This is a genomic window from Luteitalea pratensis (assembly GCF_001618865.1).
GTDB lineage: Bacteria > Acidobacteriota > Vicinamibacteria > Vicinamibacterales > Vicinamibacteraceae > Luteitalea > Luteitalea pratensis.
Genome location: NZ_CP015136.1, coordinates 905,507 through 921,783 on the forward strand (window position 1 = coordinate 905,507; position 16,277 = coordinate 921,783).

The 16,277-nt window shown below is 66.5% G+C and carries 13 protein-coding genes; 2 read left to right on the top strand and 11 right to left on the bottom strand.

Going from position 1 to position 16,277, the window contains the following annotated elements:
* Positions 1-36: 36 nt before the first annotated feature.
* Complete coding sequence (locus LuPra_RS03925; RefSeq protein WP_110169545.1) at positions 37-1,698, bottom strand: M56 family metallopeptidase; 1,662 nt, start codon at positions 1,696-1,698, stop codon at positions 37-39.
* Positions 1,695-2,072: a BlaI/MecI/CopY family transcriptional regulator gene (locus LuPra_RS03930; protein WP_110169546.1), complete on the bottom strand. Its 378-nt coding sequence runs from the start codon at positions 2,070-2,072 to the stop codon at positions 1,695-1,697. Before LuPra_RS03930 ends, LuPra_RS03925 begins: the two co-directional genes overlap by 4 nt.
* 120 nt (positions 2,073-2,192) lie before the next feature.
* Here LuPra_RS03930 and LuPra_RS03935 point away from each other — a divergent pair, with 120 nt between their 5' ends.
* On the top strand, positions 2,193-3,104 hold the full coding sequence (locus tag LuPra_RS03935; RefSeq protein ID WP_110169547.1) for a tetratricopeptide repeat protein: 912 nt from the start codon (positions 2,193-2,195) through the stop codon (positions 3,102-3,104).
* A 95-nt stretch (positions 3,105-3,199) separates the two neighbouring features.
* On the opposite strand, the gene LuPra_RS03940 is transcribed toward LuPra_RS03935, so the two are convergent.
* Both LuPra_RS03940 and LuPra_RS03945 read right to left on the bottom strand, forming a co-directional pair.
* Positions 3,200-6,712, bottom strand: a complete 3,513-nt coding sequence (locus LuPra_RS03940; protein ID WP_157898707.1) for a TonB-dependent receptor — start codon at positions 6,710-6,712, stop codon at positions 3,200-3,202.
* Positions 6,713-6,923: 211 nt separating this feature from the next.
* A complete protein-coding gene (locus LuPra_RS03945) occupies positions 6,924-7,925 on the bottom strand; it encodes a nucleoside hydrolase (protein ID WP_234800711.1) in 1,002 nt (333 codons plus the stop codon).
* A 91-nt stretch (positions 7,926-8,016) separates the two neighbouring features.
* On the opposite strand from LuPra_RS03945, the gene LuPra_RS03950 reads away from it, so the two are divergent.
* The gene (locus LuPra_RS03950) at positions 8,017-9,753 is read left to right on the top strand and encodes a CocE/NonD family hydrolase (RefSeq protein WP_234800712.1); all 1,737 of its coding nucleotides are present in this window, start codon (positions 8,017-8,019) and stop codon (positions 9,751-9,753) included.
* Between the two features lie 172 nt (positions 9,754-9,925).
* Here LuPra_RS03950 and LuPra_RS03955 read toward each other — a convergent pair whose 3' ends face one another.
* From LuPra_RS03955 to LuPra_RS03985, 7 genes are all read right to left on the bottom strand, one after another.
* The gene (locus LuPra_RS03955) at positions 9,926-10,501 is read right to left on the bottom strand and encodes an elongation factor P (protein ID WP_110169549.1); all 576 of its coding nucleotides are present in this window, start codon (positions 10,499-10,501) and stop codon (positions 9,926-9,928) included.
* A gap of 79 nt (positions 10,502-10,580) precedes the next feature.
* Positions 10,581-11,606, bottom strand: a complete 1,026-nt coding sequence (locus LuPra_RS03960) for a dienelactone hydrolase family protein (protein ID WP_234800713.1) — start codon at positions 11,604-11,606, stop codon at positions 10,581-10,583.
* 73 nt (positions 11,607-11,679) lie between these two features.
* A complete protein-coding gene (locus tag LuPra_RS03965; protein WP_237050791.1) occupies positions 11,680-12,606 on the bottom strand; it encodes a transglutaminase-like domain-containing protein in 927 nt (308 codons plus the stop codon).
* Between the two features lie 72 nt (positions 12,607-12,678).
* A complete protein-coding gene (locus tag LuPra_RS03970) occupies positions 12,679-12,918 on the bottom strand; it encodes a TPR end-of-group domain-containing protein (RefSeq protein WP_110169550.1) in 240 nt (79 codons plus the stop codon).
* A complete protein-coding gene (locus LuPra_RS03975) occupies positions 12,908-13,411 on the bottom strand; it encodes a tetratricopeptide repeat protein (protein ID WP_110169551.1) in 504 nt (167 codons plus the stop codon). The genes LuPra_RS03970 and LuPra_RS03975 overlap by 11 nt, the downstream gene beginning before the upstream one ends.
* Positions 13,377-13,625, bottom strand: coding sequence for a tetratricopeptide repeat protein (locus tag LuPra_RS34230; protein WP_110169552.1), 249 nt, complete (start codon positions 13,623-13,625; stop codon positions 13,377-13,379). The genes LuPra_RS03975 and LuPra_RS34230 overlap by 35 nt, the downstream gene beginning before the upstream one ends.
* A gap of 520 nt (positions 13,626-14,145) precedes the next feature.
* A complete protein-coding gene (locus LuPra_RS03985) occupies positions 14,146-16,101 on the bottom strand; it encodes a winged helix-turn-helix domain-containing protein (protein WP_157898708.1) in 1,956 nt (651 codons plus the stop codon).
* Between the last annotated feature and the right edge of the window lie 176 nt (positions 16,102-16,277).

Below are 16,277 nucleotides of genomic sequence, written 5' to 3' on the forward strand. Positions count from 1 at the left end.
CGGCATCATACCGGCACGCGCGTCGGCCGCTGCCATCTACTCCAGTTTGAACGAGACCGACACCGTCATGACCACTTCGACGGGACCGCCGTTGAGCAGCGTCGGTTCGAACTTCCACTGGCGTACGGCATCGAGCGCCGCGCTTGCCAGGTCCGGGTGCACCTGCGCCGCCGTGACGCGCGCCGCCGTCACGCTGCCGTCCCGCCCGATCACGGCTTCGATACTGACCACGCCTTCCTGACCGGCTTCCTGCATCGACTCCGGGTAGACCGGCTTGACGTCCTTGGTCTTGCGCGGTGGCCGGATGTTGCCGCCGACCCGCACCCGCACCGGACTGGCCGCCGCGGCTGCGCCAGTGCCGCGACGTCCCGTCACGCTGATGGTTTCCTGTACGGCGCCGACCTGCAGATTGACGATGCGGTTCCAGTCGGCCGGCTGTCGCAGTTCGAGGTCCTGCCGCAGCGCCCGGAAGCCTGGCAACTCCGCCGCGAGCACGTATCGGCCTGGCTCGATGGCCGGGAAGACGAACCGCCCCTCGGCATCCGTGGTGGCCTGCGCCTTCTTGCCACCACTCATCTTGCCGAGCATGAGTTCCATCGCCTCGGTGGACGAGAGGGGACCAACGAGTACGAGGCGGACCTCGGGGACGACCGCACCCGTGGGGTCGTACACGACACCCTCGAGCTCTCCCTGGGCCGCGGTGCCGCGGATGGCGGCGACGGGCATGACGAGCAGCAACAGCGCGGCGATGGCGAGGGCGATGGTCGTGCGCGTCGGTGCCGCACGTTGGATATGGGGATTCAGCATGGCCGTGATTCTCCTGTGCAGGGTGGAAGGGCGAGCCATCGGCATCGCGATGGCGTTCGGTGTTCGGTTACGGAAAGTTCGCGCGATGGCCACCAGGTGACCGGCGTAGGCATGCGCAGCAATCCCCTGCGCCAGCACTTCGTCGTCGCACGCGCGCTCGCTCTCGATGGCCAGCCGGTGGCACATCACCCACACGAGCGGATTCCACCAGAACAGTGCCCGTATGACTGTCGCGTAGACCTGCCAGGCCCAGTCGTTCCTGCGCACGTGGGCGAGCTCGTGACCGAGCACGACGTCGACTCGCGTGCAGGACCAGTCGAGCGCCTCGCGAGGCACGAGCAGGTAGGCGCGCCGCCAACCCCATGTCGCGAGCAGGTCGGCGCTTGGACTTTCGCGAAGCACCACGGGTCGGCGTAGCCCCGCCGCACGCGACGCCCTGGCGAGGGCCTCGTCCCACTGTGGCTGTCCGATGGGCGCGGCCGTGCGCGTGGCCCTGGCGAGGCGCACCAGCGACAACGCGAGGGCGCCGAGGGCGATGGCCGTGCCGAGGCCCCACAGTGCGAAGAGCAGCGTGCCCCACGACAACCGCGCCGGCTCAGCTGGCGTGGCCGCGCCGAGCGGTGCCGGTAGGGCCATAACAGGCGCGCCGACGAGCGCGACGTGTTCACTCACTGGCGGCATCGACTGCGTCGTCACGAACGGCCGCGGCAGGGTCACTGCGATCGCAGGCAGGACCGCGCCAAGCGGAGCGGCCAGCGGAGTGGCGCAGAGCGTCGCGACCAGCAGCGCATGCCGGAGCGCGGGCGCCTGCCCGCGAAGGGCGGCGTAGCCGATCAGTCCGATCAGCAGCACGACCGACCCACGAAGGGCGACTTCGATCATGGCCGTCATGACGCTTCCTCCCGCGCGCGGCGCACCAGCGATTCGATGCGTTCGAGTTCGTCCGGCGTGAGCTGGCCGACATCGGTGCCGAGCAACGCCGCAACGACCTTCGCGCGCGATCCGTCGAAAAACGTCTCGACCAGGTGTCGCAAGGCCGACCGCCGGGCCGAGTGTCTGGGTACTGTCGGCGCGTAGACGTACCGGTTGCCGTGCGTCTCGTGGACGACGTGTCCCTTCGCCTCGAGGATCCGCAACTGCGTCCGCACGGTCGAGTCGGTCGGGGATCCGGGCAGCGCGGCCAGCACCTCCGCGGCCGTGGCCCGCCCGTGCCGGTACAGCACGTCCATGATCTGCCGCTCACGTCTGCTCAGCGCCTGGTGCATCGATCGCTCCGTTAAATTTTTAACGTTACCGTTAATTTGATAACACCTCTTGGGACGCCTGTCAACACCCGTCTCGATCAAGGGAACAGGGCGAGGGATACCCCGTCGTACCATGGCCGCATGCGGCAACTGTGGGTGGTGGTGGCGCTGGCCCTCGCCAGCGGGATTGCGGGTGCGACGCAGGTCCGCGAGCCGGAGGCGCGGACCCTCACGGGCAAGCCCCTGTACCCGCCCGATCCGATCCCCAACCGGGAGAAACTCGAAGGGGATCTGGCGATTGCGTTGTCGGTGACGACCACGGCCCAGCCCGAGGCGATGATCACGATCGGGCGGCGCCATGCGTACCTGTGGCGGTATCGCGAGGCGATCGACTGGTTCACCAGGGGGATCGCGCGCTACCCGGCGGACGCGCGCATGTATCGGCACCGCGGCCATCGCTACATCACCACCCGGCAGTTCGATCGGGCGCGAGCCGATCTCGAGAAAGCGGCCAGCCTGATTCGCGGCACCGCCGATCAGGTCGAACCCGATGGCGCGCCGAATCGGTCAGGCATCCCCCGCAGCACGCTGCACTTCAACATCTGTTACCACCTCGGGCTGACCTATTACCTGCAGGGAGACTTCGCGAAGGCGCTCGACGCGTACCGTTCGTGCCTGGCGGTGTCCAACAACGACGATGCCGTCGTGGCGACGAGCGACTGGCTGTGGATGACGCTGATGCGGATGGGCAGGAAGGACGAAGCGGCCAGGGTCCTGGAGCGCATCACCCCGAAGATGGACATCATGGAGAACGCGTCGTACCACCGGCGCCTGCTGATGTACAAGGGCCTCGAGACGCCGGAGGCGTTGCTCGATCCCGGCGGCGGCGACGCGACAACGATCGCGACGCAGGGGTACGGCGTCGGCAACTACTACCTCGTGACCGGCGACACGGCACGCGCGCGCAAGGTATTCGAGCAGGTCACCTCGGGCGCAGGCTGGAACGCGTTCGGTTACATCGCCGCCGAGGCCGATCTTACGCGGATGAAGTGACGAGCGTGGCGCCCGTCGACCTGAAGGTCGACGGCTACGGGATGGATGTAGGCGCGGACCTTCAGGTCCGCGCCCATGGTCACCGATGATGCGCGTCAGAACGTCAGCTTGATCCCGACCTGCGCGCGCCTCGCGTAGTTGTCCTGGTTGGACGCCGTGGTCTGGCCGAACGTCGACGTCGTCGGGTTGACGACCGGCACCGGGAAATACGGCTCGTTGAACGCGTTGATGTATTCGAACCGGAGCTCGAGGCGCATGCCGTTGCTCAACCCCATGCTCTTGATGAGCGAGAGGTCCACGTTGTCGATCGGGTCCCTGCGCACGTCGTCGAACCGTAGCGGAAGCGTCCGCAGATGGTCGACCGGTGTGGAGTTGACGGCCGAGTCGGTCAGGATGGACGTGAACGCGCCCGTATTGAACCACTGTGCGGTCGTCCGGTCACCCGACGGCAGCTGGATTTCACCGCCGCTGTAGAAGGCGTCGGTTCCGAACGGGACCGGGAATCCCGCCTGGTAGGTGTAGACCCCCTGGACCTTCCAGCCACCGAACAGGGCCTCGGTCAATCCGCTCGCATCAGTAAGGATTGGCTTTCCGTTGCCGAACGGCAGCTCGTACACGCCGTTGATCGACAGCCGGTGTGGAACGTCCAGGTCCGAGATCATCCGGGTCGGAAGCGCGTCGCCGGCGTTCAGGTATTCGGTCTCCTGCATCCAGCGCGAGAAGGTGTAGGCGAGACCCACCGTGTAGCCCTTCGAGAATCGCCGTTGCAGGCTCGCCTGCATCGAGTGATACATCGACGACCCGTCGTTGTTGGACGTGTTGATGTCGCCGAACCCCGGGTACGGGCGCAGGAGCTGCCGGCGGGCGATCGTCGCGTTGTTGATGCCGCTGCCCGGCACCAGGCCGGCAAACGGGTTGGTCACCGCTGCCGACAGGAACGTGTTGTTGGCATTCATCGCGGCGGTCCGCGAGCTGTCCGGGTTCAGGTAGTTGTTGGGCAGCGCATTGATGTTCTGCACGATCTCGATGTCGTATCCGTAGTTGCCCACGTACACCAGTTCGGCGGCCCAGCTCGATCCCAGCTCACGCTGCACGCCGATCTGCCACCGGAGTTGCTTCGAGACGGACGGATTCGGATTGAAGAACGTGATCGCGTTGCCGAGGGAGGTCTGCCGGCCGCCGGCGTTGCCGACCGGCTCGAGGATCGGCGTTGTCAACAGCGCGTTCTCCCAGCCGAAGGGGATGGGGGCGCCGTTGGCATTGAACGTCGTGTTGATGGTCGTCGTCTGCGAGTAGCCCGGCTGGATCACGTCGCCGCGCCGCTGCCCGAGGAAGCCCGCGAACAGTCCGGCACCGCCGCGAACGACCGTCTTGGGGTTGACCTCGTACGCGAATCCGACGCGCGGCAGGATCGAGTTCTTCGGTGTCTGGTAGGTCGTGTCTGTATCCGGACCGACGAACATGAGGCCGCCCTGGACGTTGAGCTGCGGCACGAGCGCCTTCAGGGCCGGATCGTTGAGGGCCGCGTAGCGGCTCTGGACCGTGCCCTGAATCGGCTGGACGTAGCCGTAGTCGAAGTTGGACACGGTCCGGTCTTCAACCTCGCTCAGCGGTGTCTCGAGCTCGTAGCGCACGCCGAGATTGACGGTCAGCTTGTTGCCGACGCGCCAGTCGTCATGAAAGTAGAGGCCCCAGGTCGTCGAGTGCTCGTCGTACTCTGCGGCGCGAGTGATCGAAGTCGTGGCCGGCAGGCCGAGGAGGAACGACGCGTAGTTCTGCAGGCCCTGGAAGTCTGTGCCGCTGGCGCTGTTCTGCCTCGTGTACGCGTTGGTGAACGTGTACTGGCCGGCCTGGTTGTTGCCGGTCGACACGCTGCGCTCGCCATAGAGGCGCATCTCCGCGCCGGCCTTCCACGTGTGCGCGCCCTGCGACTTGTTGATCGTGGCACTGACGGTGTGCGAGGTGATCGGCCTGATGTCGGCCCCGAACGCGACGTCGATCATCGTCGTGCCGTCGAAGTCCAGGCGCGGGAAGTACCGGTTGGCCTCGGGAACCATCGCGTTGTAGCTCGCCGGGAAACCGAGCGACGTCAGGTCGTAGTTCCGGGCGTCCTCTTCCTGCCCCGAGTTGCGATCGAAACGGTTGTACGCATACCGCACGTTCAGGATGGTCGTCGGGTTCAGGGTGTGCACGTCATCGATGACGGCCTGCCACGACTGGAACTGGAACCAGGTGCCGGAGGCCACCGAGTCCAGATACTCGTTGTAGATGCTGTCGCGGTTGTACCAGCTGTACCGGCCGAACATCCGGTTTTTGTTGCCGAACCGCTGGTCCACGCGCCCGGTGAGGCTGTTGTAGTCGGCCGTCTCCGGCAGCGTCGAGTCGGTGATGTTGCCGTTGAGGCCCGGGTTCTTGGGCAGGGAGTAGTACTCCAGGATCTTCTTCGCCACCGGACTGATCCGGTTGGCCGGGATGGCGTTGCCCGGGAACGCCTGCCCCGTGAACTGTCCGCCGCCGATCGGAGCGCGCGTCAACGGGTCGTAGATCGTGATGTTGGACGCGTAGTCGGAGAAGTCGCCGTTGCGCAGCTTCTCGGTCGGCACCCAGCTGTCACCGCCGGCGTCGAAGCGCGGGCGGACGTCCTTGATGTGTTCGAAGCCGAACATGAAGAACGTCTTGTCCTTGCCGCTGAAGAGTCCCGGGACGCTGACCGGGCCACCAACCGTGAAGCCGGGCCGGTCCGACGAGCTCTCGACCACATCCTGGCCGCGAGCCTTGCCGAAGAAGTCGTTGGCGCCGAGCTTGTACGGCTCCGCGAAGTAGTAGGCCGAGCCATGGTAGGCGTTGGTCCCGGACTTGATGCTGATGCTCGTGACCCCACCTTCGGTGTTGCCGAACTGGGCGTCGAAGGTCGCGGTCTGCACCTTGAACTCCTGCACGAGATCGGACGGCGGGACATAGGTCGCGATGACTTCGTTGGCGTTGGCGGTGGCCGTGCTCGGCGCGCCGTCGATCAGCAGGTCGCTGCGGTTGCTGCGCGTGCCCTGGTACGCATAGCCGACGATGTGCGTGGGCTCATATGGGCGATCCAGCCGTTGGCTGCCCGAGTGGGCGAGCCCGGGCGCCAGTCCCATGATCTTGTAGGGATCGCCGTGGATCAGTGGCAATGAGGCGATCTTGGATTGATCGACGACCAGCCCCAGGTTGGCATTCGACGTGTTCACGGTCGGCGGTTCGGCGACGACGGTGAGCGTTTCCTCCATCGCGCCGACCTCGAGCGTGACCTGCACATCGATGGTCTCGGCAACAGGCACGGTGACGTTGTCGCGCACGTACTTCTTGAATCCCTGGAGTTCGACGGTGACGCGGTATGTGCCCGGGAGCAGGTACGGCGCCTGGAACAGGCCCTGCTCGTTGGTCGTGGCCAGCGCGGTCGAACCGCGGGCGGGGTCCGTGACGGTCACGGTGGCGCCGGGCACGGCCGACGTCGACGAATCGACGACGCGGCCCGTGATGCGGCCGCGTGCCTCCTGCCCGTGCAGTGACGCCGGGAGCGCGAGGGCCGCCAACACAAAGACGGCTGCAAAGCGCCTCGAACGGGATTGCATGGCGATCATCCTGGCTCCTCCTTCAGTAGTGCCTTGCACGCACAAACGCACGACGAGGCGAGCCCGTCTCGCCGTCGTGCCGCATCCTGCTGCCCTCGTTAATGGCTGGTGATTGTATCTCTAGTTGACAAAAGGCAACAGGACCTTCCGATAGGACTTTCGGCCGGGGCGCGGCCGGAAGATTCCTCCTCCGCGGCGCCGTGGCGGGCGGCTACGGCCTCGCGACGACCGGACTCTGCAGCGTCCGCACGAAGTCGGCGACGATGGCGTCGCGGTTGAAGTTCTCCCAGATCGTGATCATCCGGGTGTTGCCGACGCGGTCCTCCCATTGCGTGCCGACGAGTGCCGGCGCGCCCTGGCGCCGCGAGGTCGCCCACGCTGGATTCTTCAGGATCGCGGCCGCACCCACGTCGTAGAGCGCCCGCGACGGCGGTGTGCGGTCGAACTTGATGTGCGCGAACAGGTTCACGGAATAGTCGCCGAAGGTCGTGAACGCCTCCCCGTGGCGCCCCATCACCGGTGTGCCCACTCGCGGCCCGCCGCCGGCGAACGTCGCCTTGACCTCGTCCGGTGTGACCCGAATCCCGTCCGTTCCGGATGGCGTGCCGTACCGGACCACCACCATTTCGAACGGCACCTCCACCGACAGCACGTAGCGGAGTGACTCGGGGTCGTTGTCCTGGTTGTACTCGCCCGGCGCCGGATAGTTCGAGCCGAGCCACACGATGCGGACCTTCTTCGCGATGCCTGGCGATCGCGCGAGCGCCAACGCGATGTTGGTCAGCTTGCCGATTGGCAGCAGCACGAGCCGCGTTCCCGCGGGCTGGGCCTCGGCACGCGCAATGATGAAATCCACCGCCGCCTTGCCATCGAAGTCCGGCTGCCGCATCGTCGGGCGGATGGCCTCGAAGGAGCCGTTCGCCCCCGCGTGCAGCGGGATCCCGGCAACGCCGCACAGCGCCATCACGCGGCGTGCCTCCTCGTAGTGGCCGCGGACGTCGCCGCCGCCCCTGGTCGCATTCACGGTCACGCCCTCGACGCGAAACGTGTCGCCATTGAGCAGCACGTACGCGAGCGCGTGCTGGTCGTCGAGTTCGTTGTTGGCGTCCGTGTCGACGATGACCGGGATGCGGGGGGCAGGTTGCGCAGCCAACATCGCCACCGGCAGAAGGAACACGGCGGCGGCCAGGGCCAGGACGCGGATGGTCAGCATGGACGGCATCATGCGGCCGACGTAGGATGTCGCGTCAACTGAGTTCTTGTCCGTCCGGCCGCCGGTGCCCGGTGCGGGGAGGCACACATCCGTGTTCACCAGCCTGGTCCTCGTCACCACGATGCTGCTCGCCCAAGGCGCTTCGCCCTTCACCGAACGCATCCTCATCGACCATCACAAGGCGATCCCCATGCGCGACGGCGTCACCGTCTACGCCGACGTCTATCGCCCATCGCGCGAGGGGAGGTTCCCGGCCATCGTCGTACGGACACCATACGGCGTGCAACGCGAGGCCACGGGCGTTCACGACCGCATGATCTCCCTCGCTCGCATGGGCTACGCCGTCGTGAACGTCGACGTGCGCGGACGTTACGAGAGCGAGGGGACATGGGATCCGTTCCGCGCGGAGGCCAAGGACGGCTACGACGTCGTCGAGTGGGCCGCAAAGCAGCCCTGGACGAACGGCAAGGTCGCGACGCAGGGCGGAAGCTACCTCGGCCACACGCAGTGGGCCACGCTCGGCGAGGCACCGCCGAGCCTCGTGGCCGCGTTTCCTGCCGTCGCCTCCACAAACCTCTACGCCAACTGGGTCACCCATGGCGGCGCGTTCCATCTGGCCTTCAACTTCGGCTGGGCGGTTGTCCGGATGCCGTTCCGGATCATGCAGCCGCAGTGGTATTTCACCGGTCCCGACGCTGCGCCCGAGCTGCGTTACGAGCAGATGCTCATGCACCTGCCGCTCGAGACGATGGACGAGCGGGCCTTCCAACACCCCGTGAAGCATTGGCGCGATTGGGTGACGCACGACAGCTACGACGCCTACTGGAAGGCGGTCAGTGACGAGGAGAAGTTCGCCAAGGTGAACGTGCCGGTGATGGCGCAGGGCGGCTGGTTCGACATCTTCCTGCCCGGGACGATCGACGGCTTCGTGGGCGTGCGCAAGCACGGCGCCAACGAGCGGGCGCGGTCACTGACGCGAATGGTGATCGGACCATGGGGCCACGGCCCGTCTCGCAAGTACGGCGACCTCGATTTCGGACCCGATGCCGATCGCACGCTGTTCGAGTACGAGACACGCTGGCACGACTTCCACCTGAAAGGCGTGAAGAACGGCATCGACACCGACGCGCCCGTGCAGATCTTCTACATGGGCGTGAACAAGTGGCGTGGTGAAGCGGAATGGCCAGTGCCTGGGACGCAGTACACGCGCTGGTACCTGCAGCCGGGCGGAGGGCTCGCACCTGCTGCGCCAGCGGGTGAGGGGTCCTCGACCTATCGGTACGACCCGAACGATCCGGTACCGACGACCGGCGGCAACAACTGCTGTGGCTCGCCGACGATTGCCGGTCCCGTCGATCAGAAGCCGCTCGACGGCCGTGCCGACATCGTCCGTTTCACGAGCGAGCTACTGAAGGAACCGGTGACCATCGGCGGGCCCGTGGCGATGGACCTGCATGCCACCACCGACGGCAAGGACACCGACTGGATGGTGAAACTGGTGGACGTCTCCCCGGACGGCAAGGCGTACCCGATGGCCGAGGGGATCCTGCGTGCCCGCTATCGCGACGGGCTCGACAAGCCGACCCTGCTCACGGCGGGCCAGCCGTATCGGTACACGGTCGGCATGGTCGGCACCGCCGTCGTGTTCCTGCCCGGCCACCGCATCCGCGTGGACATCTCGTCGAGCAATTTCCCGCAGTTCGACCGCAACCTGAACACCGGCGATCCGCTGGGGAAGGGCACGCAGCCGCGCGTCGCGCAGCAGACGATCCACCATTCCGCAGCCCGCCCCAGTGCCATCGTGTTGCCGGTGGTCAGGGGCTTTTGACGAACGCCGAACGCTGAACGCCGAACGCCGAACGCCGAACGCAATACCGCCTACAGCCGATGGCCTACAGCCTACATGCAGGCTGGAGGCTGCAGGCCGTAGCCCGCGCGATCAGTCCCTGTAGGCCGCAGGCTACAGGCTGCAGGCCAGATGCGGGCTGCAGGCCGCGCCGCTAGGCGCGACCTGCGAACTCGCGGGTCTCGGTGTGGACGCGCACCTTCTCGCCTTCGTTGACAAACAGCGGCACGCGCAACTCGAGGCCGGTGTCGAGCGTCGCGGCCTTGGTCACGCTGCCGCTCGCGGTGTCGCCGCGGCTGCCCATCTCCGTCCGGGCCACCGTGAGCTCGACGATCACCGGCAACTGCAGGCCGATCGGGTTGCCGTTGAACTTCTGGATCTGCACTTCCAGGTTGTCGGTCAGCAGCAGCCGATCCTCGCCGACGATGTCCTCGTTGAGGGTGAGGGTCTCGAAGTTCTCGAGGTCCATGAAGTGCAGGCCGGTGCCGTCGGCGAACTGGAAGGAGGCCGGCACCATCACCAGGTCGGGCTCCTTCAGCTTGTCCTGCGCCTTGAAGGTCTTGTCGAACACCGAGCGGTTGATCAGGTTACGCATCTTCACGCGGACGAGCGTCTGCCCGCCGCGTGCCGTCGGCCGCGAGATCTCGACCTCGAGCATGTGGAAGGGGGCATCCTCGAACTCGACGTACATCTTGCGCTTGAAGTCGATTGCGGCGATCAGTCCGGCCATGGCGTGCGGTGCGTCCTCTCAAACATCGGCCGGGCTCCGCCTCCGCCGAGGCTTCGGCGGACAGGTCGGCGCCCGGCACTCAGGTCAAATGTTGTCGCAGGAATGCGAGGATCGCCTGGCGACCTTCGGGTGTTTCCTGGTGTTCGACGTCGTAGCGGTTCATCTGCCAGCGCTCGGGATGACCCTGCGCGGCGTACACCGCTTTCAGGTGCGCATCGATGCGATCGAGCCCGACGACAGGCGTCAGCTTGTCGCGCAGACCCGCGAGGGCGAGGTGCGCACGCGGCGCGATGAGCTCGTTGATCTGCGCGGTGGTGAAGTGGTTCATCAGGTCCGGCACGTAGTAGTAGATGCCGTGCCGCGACAGGCCGTTGTCGTCGATCAGCGCCTGCAGGTCGGTCAGGCAGTTGATGTCGACGCAGACCTTCATGCGCTCGTCGAGCGCGGCGAGATACCACGCAGCAGTCGAGCCCATCGACATGCCGAGGGTTGCCAGCCGCGCCGGGTCGACGTCGGGACGTTGCAGGAACACGTCCGCAACGCGCAGGCTGTCGTAGACCATCATCCCCCAGAGGACCTGGCCCTTCAGCAGCATCGCCTTGAACATGTCGAGCTCGGTGGTGTGGCTCCGTTCGCCGAAGATCCAGGTGTCGATGCAGATGGCGACGTATCCGAGGTCGGTCAGCGCCTTGGCATACGGCGTCGGCTGCAGGTAGCTGCGGCCCTCGATGAACTCCGTCTTGCCGATCTTGTAGCCGCCGCCGTGCGAGTGGCAGAAGATGACGCCGGGCGCCCGGCCGGTGAGCCCCTTGGGCCGGGCGACGTATCCGGGTACCGGCTCGATGCCGTTCAGGTCGTAGCGCCACGTTTCGAGGATGTAGCCGTCGCGCTCGACTTCCCCGAGCTTCTCGCCCGACACCGGGCGTGTGCGATCGGGCAGCCTCCCGAGCAGGGCGTACAGTTCGGCCCGGCGCGCGGCGACTGACGTAGGAGACGAGGAAGGTGCCTGCATGTTGGCGTCGGCGGCCAGCCCGGTGGATGCCAGCACGCCGAGGCTGCCCAGGGCCCCGAGGACCTGCCGGCGTGTAGTGGACGACTCCCTCATGTCGGGAATTCTACAGGTAGGGGCGCCTCTCCGAGGCGCCCGTTTCGACCTGCAGGCGGTCCCGTCCTGGTGATCAGCCCATCGAGACCAGCGAGCCATCGTCGTAGGGCAGGTCGCCGTCGCTGGTGGCCGTCACCTCCATGCCGACAACGGTGACGGTGCCGCCGTAGGACGAGAGGAATGCTGTGTCGGCGGCATCGCGGCCCGTCGAGATCCGGAGCATCGTCACCCGTGGCGCCAGGCGGGTGGCGTCCAGGACGTGCCACTGCCCGTCCACGCACGCTTCGACAACGGCGTGGAAGTCCATCGGCGACAGGCCCGGAGCGTAGCAAGCCACCAGGCGTGCCGGTACAGCCAGCGCCCGCAGGAGGCCGATGACGAGGTGGGCATAGTCGCGGCAGACGCCGCACCGCGTCAGCAGGGTATCCACCGCGCCGTCGGTGTGGTCGCTCGACCCCGACACGTACGCGATGCGCGAGTTGACCCAGGCCTCGATGGCCCGCAGGCAGTCGGTGCCCTGCAATCCGCCGAACAGATCCATGGCGAAGGCCATGAGCTTGTCGCACTCGGCATAGCGGCTCGGGCGCAGGTATTCGACGAGGTCGGCGGGCGGCACGGCTTGCGGCCCGTCGCGGCCGGTGATCGTCGCGTCGTAGCGCACCTCGATCCGGCCCGATCCGGCTCGGCAACGGTGCACGCGCGCGCCATGCCGCATCGGCGCTTCCTCGGCAGCGAGCGGCTGGCCGTCATGCGTGATGACCAACTGCTCGTCGACGGTGTACGAGCCGGACGCGACGGCGAGGCTGATCAACAGATCCGCCTGCCCCACGACGTCCAGGGCCAGCCATGCCGAGACCGTCCGGCGCATGGCCGCGTGTGGCACCTCCATCCCCTGGACCTGCGTGGAAGGATCACCGGAATGGCTGGTGATGGGCGGTGGTGTTGCCTGAAGGTCGACGTGTTCGCCCGAGGCGGCCTGCATTCCGGGCGAGAGCGTCATGACCCCCATCGTATCCTCACCCGCCAGCGCTCGTAGGCCGCACCCTGCAGGCTGCAGGCCGTAGGCCGTAGCCTAATTCAACGGCGGCAGCCCGATCCGCCGCAGGAGATCGGCGAATCGGGGGTCGCCGCGCACGCTGTCGAAGCGCACGTCGGTCCTGCTTGCGGCGACCGATTGGGCGCGCATGCCGTATGCCCGCTCGAGATACTGGAACGCCTCCTCGGGCTCGCCGAGACGAGCGTACAGGGCCGCGATGTCGACGACGTTCCGGTTGTTCTCATCCTTGACTGCCTTCAGTTGCTCAATGCGCACGCGGAACAGGCCATCGATGCCGGCGCGTGCGAACGCCGACCTGAGGTCGCCGGCCTGCGTTGGTGTCAGAACACCAGCGTCCCGCTTGAGGATGCATTCCGCGGCCTCCTCGTGCTTCCCCCTTGCCGTAATACGCCTCGCAGAGATTCCACCCGACCGCGTCCGGGTGGAGCTGGCGTAGTTTGACGCCCCATGCGATCGCGTCGTCGTACTCGCGAGCCCAGGCATGGTGGCCGACGATATGAATCATGGGGGCGTCGGACACCGGGTCGAGCGCCAGATACGCCTGACATTCCCTGAGTGCTTCGTCGATACGCCCGAGCTCCAGCAGCAGGTGCGCGTACATGTGACGCGCATCCGCGTAGTTGGGATTCAGCTCGATTGCTCGGGTATACGCCTTCTCGGCACCGGAGAAGTCCCAGTCCGTCCACAGCAGGGCCCCCAGCGCTGAGTGGACTTCAACCAGTTCCGGGTCCAGGGACAGCGCCTTCATCGCCGCCGCGCGGCCTCGGCGCTCCGCTTCCTGCCTCGTCAGGCTGGCCCCCCGGTTCCAAAGCGGTCCGTGCCGCGCCGACCGAGGCGTCGGTCAGATAGGCATCCGCGAGGCCCGCGTACGCCAGCGCGTAGTCGGGGTCGCGCTTGACCGCCTCCTCGAAGAAGGCGATAGCTTGCTTCGCGCTCTGGACGGTAGATCTCGTCGAGGGCATGATCTTCGATTTCCCGGACTCGGCGAGAGCCCTCCCTCCCCGGCGTTCATCTCGCGCCGCGTGCGCGAGCCTGCGTCAGCGCGCTGGCCGCCGCGCTGTCGGCCCTCACGCGCACCGTGACCGAACTGCGTCACGCGCTCGGTGATGACGCCGACCATCCGCACCTGCTTGAGACGATTGCCAAGCCATCGCAGTGGGGGCGTCGGCGGCGTCGACCTGTATGTATCGACGCGCGTCAGGGTTCACCCGGGGCAGTAATCGGGAGCCGAGCGACATGAGGCCGTCGACCTGAAGGTCGACGGCTACGGCGTAAGCGATTCAGTCCGACGCGGTAGAACGAGGGTTCACCGGTGGGCGATGAACAGTTCGAACGTGTGACGACCGTCGGCGCCGCTGACAGGCTGGCGCCCCAGGAAGGCGATCTGCCTGTCAGTGGGGCTGATGTGGGATAGGCGGCCTGATGCCTACCAGTCGCTCGTTCTCGCTTGCCGCCGGTGGCCATGTTCCCGTAGGCCGTAGCCTAATTCAGCGGCGGCAGCCCGATCCGCCGCAGGAGATCGGCGAATCGCGGGTCGCCGCGGACGTTGTCGAAGCGCACGTCTGCCCTGAGTGCTGACATCCCTGACGAGCGCAGGGTGTAGGCCCGTTCGAGATGCAGGAACGCCTGCTCCACTTCGCCGAGGCGTGAGTGGAGGGCCGCAATGTCGACGTCGTCTCGCTCATCGTCCGCGACGGCTTTCAACTGTGTGATGCGCACGCGAAAAAGACCGTCGAGGCCCGAACGTGCGAACGCCGATTTCAGGTCACCGTTCTCGGCGGGTGTCAGGCGCCTGGCGTGCTCGGTGTAGAAGCAATCGGCGACTTCCTTGTGCATGCCCTTGGCGTAATACGCGTCGCAGAGGGTCGGCTGGGGCGCGTCCGGGTAGATCTGCCGGTCCTTGAGGCTCCACGCGATCGAGTCGTCATACTGGCGGGCCCAAAGATAGTGCCAGGCGAGATGACCGATGGGTGATTCCGATACCGGGTCGAGCGCCTGAAACGTTCGACTCTCCCTAAGCGATTCGTCGATGCGCCCGAGTGAAAGCAGCAGGTGCGAGTACAGGTGATGCGCTTCTGCGTAGTTGGGATTCAGCTCGAGTGCTCGCGAAAGCGCCTTTTCAGCGGCGGGAAAGTCCCAGTCGATCATCAGCAGCAACCCCAGCGCTGCGTGGGCTTCGGCCAGTTGCGGGTCCAGGTACAGAGCCTTCATCGCCGCGGCCCTGCCTCGGCTTTGCGCTTCTTTCCTCGGCAGGCCCGCTCCGGCCTCGAGCCCGAACAGGTAGGCATCGGCCAGGCCCGCGTACGCCAGCGCGTACTCCGGGTCGCGCTTGATCGCCTCTTCGAAGTAGGCAACGGCCTGCTTCGAGCCCTGGACTGTCCATTTCTCCCACGCGTACCGACCCTTCAGATACAACTGGTGCGCGTCCGCGTTGTCCGTGTACGTGCGCGCCAGTTGCTGCCTTGATGAGGCACTCAACGTCAGTCGAAGGTACTCGACGAGATCGACGGGGATCGCCTGCTCCATCGTCGCTACTTCACGCAGGTCGACCTCGTACCGGTGGCCCCAGAGATGCCGGTTGTCTCGCGCATCGAGTAGCTCCAGCGCGAGCGCCAGCCTGGTGTCCCGCTTCACGAGGCGGCCGGTGAGCACAGATCCGACGCCAAGATCTCGCGCGATCGCTTGTGTGTCACCCCCGCGCTTCCTGACGTGCAGCACGGCGGTGTGCGAGATGACTCTTAGACCGGTCAGACGGGACAGTCGGTGGATCACGCTGGCGGTGATGCCATCCGCGACGTAATCGATGCCAGGATCGTCGGTCCCGTTGGCAAAAGGGAGGACGGCAAGCGATGTCACTGCCTGGGGAGCGGTATCGCGACCGAGGCCGCTCGACACGAACCACGACGTGACGAGGAGCGCGGCAGCGCACGTGATGGCGGCGACGACTCCCCTGCGGCGTCTCAGCGCACCGGCCCTCGCGGGAGCGTCGACTGTTGAACCCGCCAGCCCCATCGTCGCTTCATCGACCGCCCGCTCCGTGCTGTGGTCCTTGTCAGTGTCGAAGGGAGCCGCCGCCGACAGTGTGGCGTCGTCGATGACCGCAGTTGCCGACGTCGCGTTGTCATCGCACGGAGGGTCTATGGTGTCGAGGATGTAGCCGCGCCCGCGAACGGTCCGAATGAGGCGCGCGGCGTCCTCGCCCACGGCTTCGCGCAGTTCCTCGACGCACTTGGCCAGCGAGCCGTCGGTGACCGCGCGGCCCTGCCAAATGTCCTCGATGAAGCGTTCCTTGTCCACGACGTGACCGCGGCGCTGGGCCAGGTACCGGAGCACTTCGTAGGTTTGCCTCCGAAGGTGCACGGGCCGGCCAGCGCGCAGAAGGCAGCCGCGCTCCAGATCGAGCGTGGCGTCAACGGAGAGGATGTGCTGGGTCGCCAATGGGCCAGCCTTGATGGGTTGGCGGCGATTTTCACATAGGGGTGATTGCCGGCGCAATTGCCTCGATGCGGCGCGCACGGCGGGATTTCGCGAAAATTTCGCGATTCTTCGCGCGGATTTCGAGACGGCGGCCAGGCTGCTTCGCTAAGGTCCGGGCCATCACCGGGTTGTGCCTT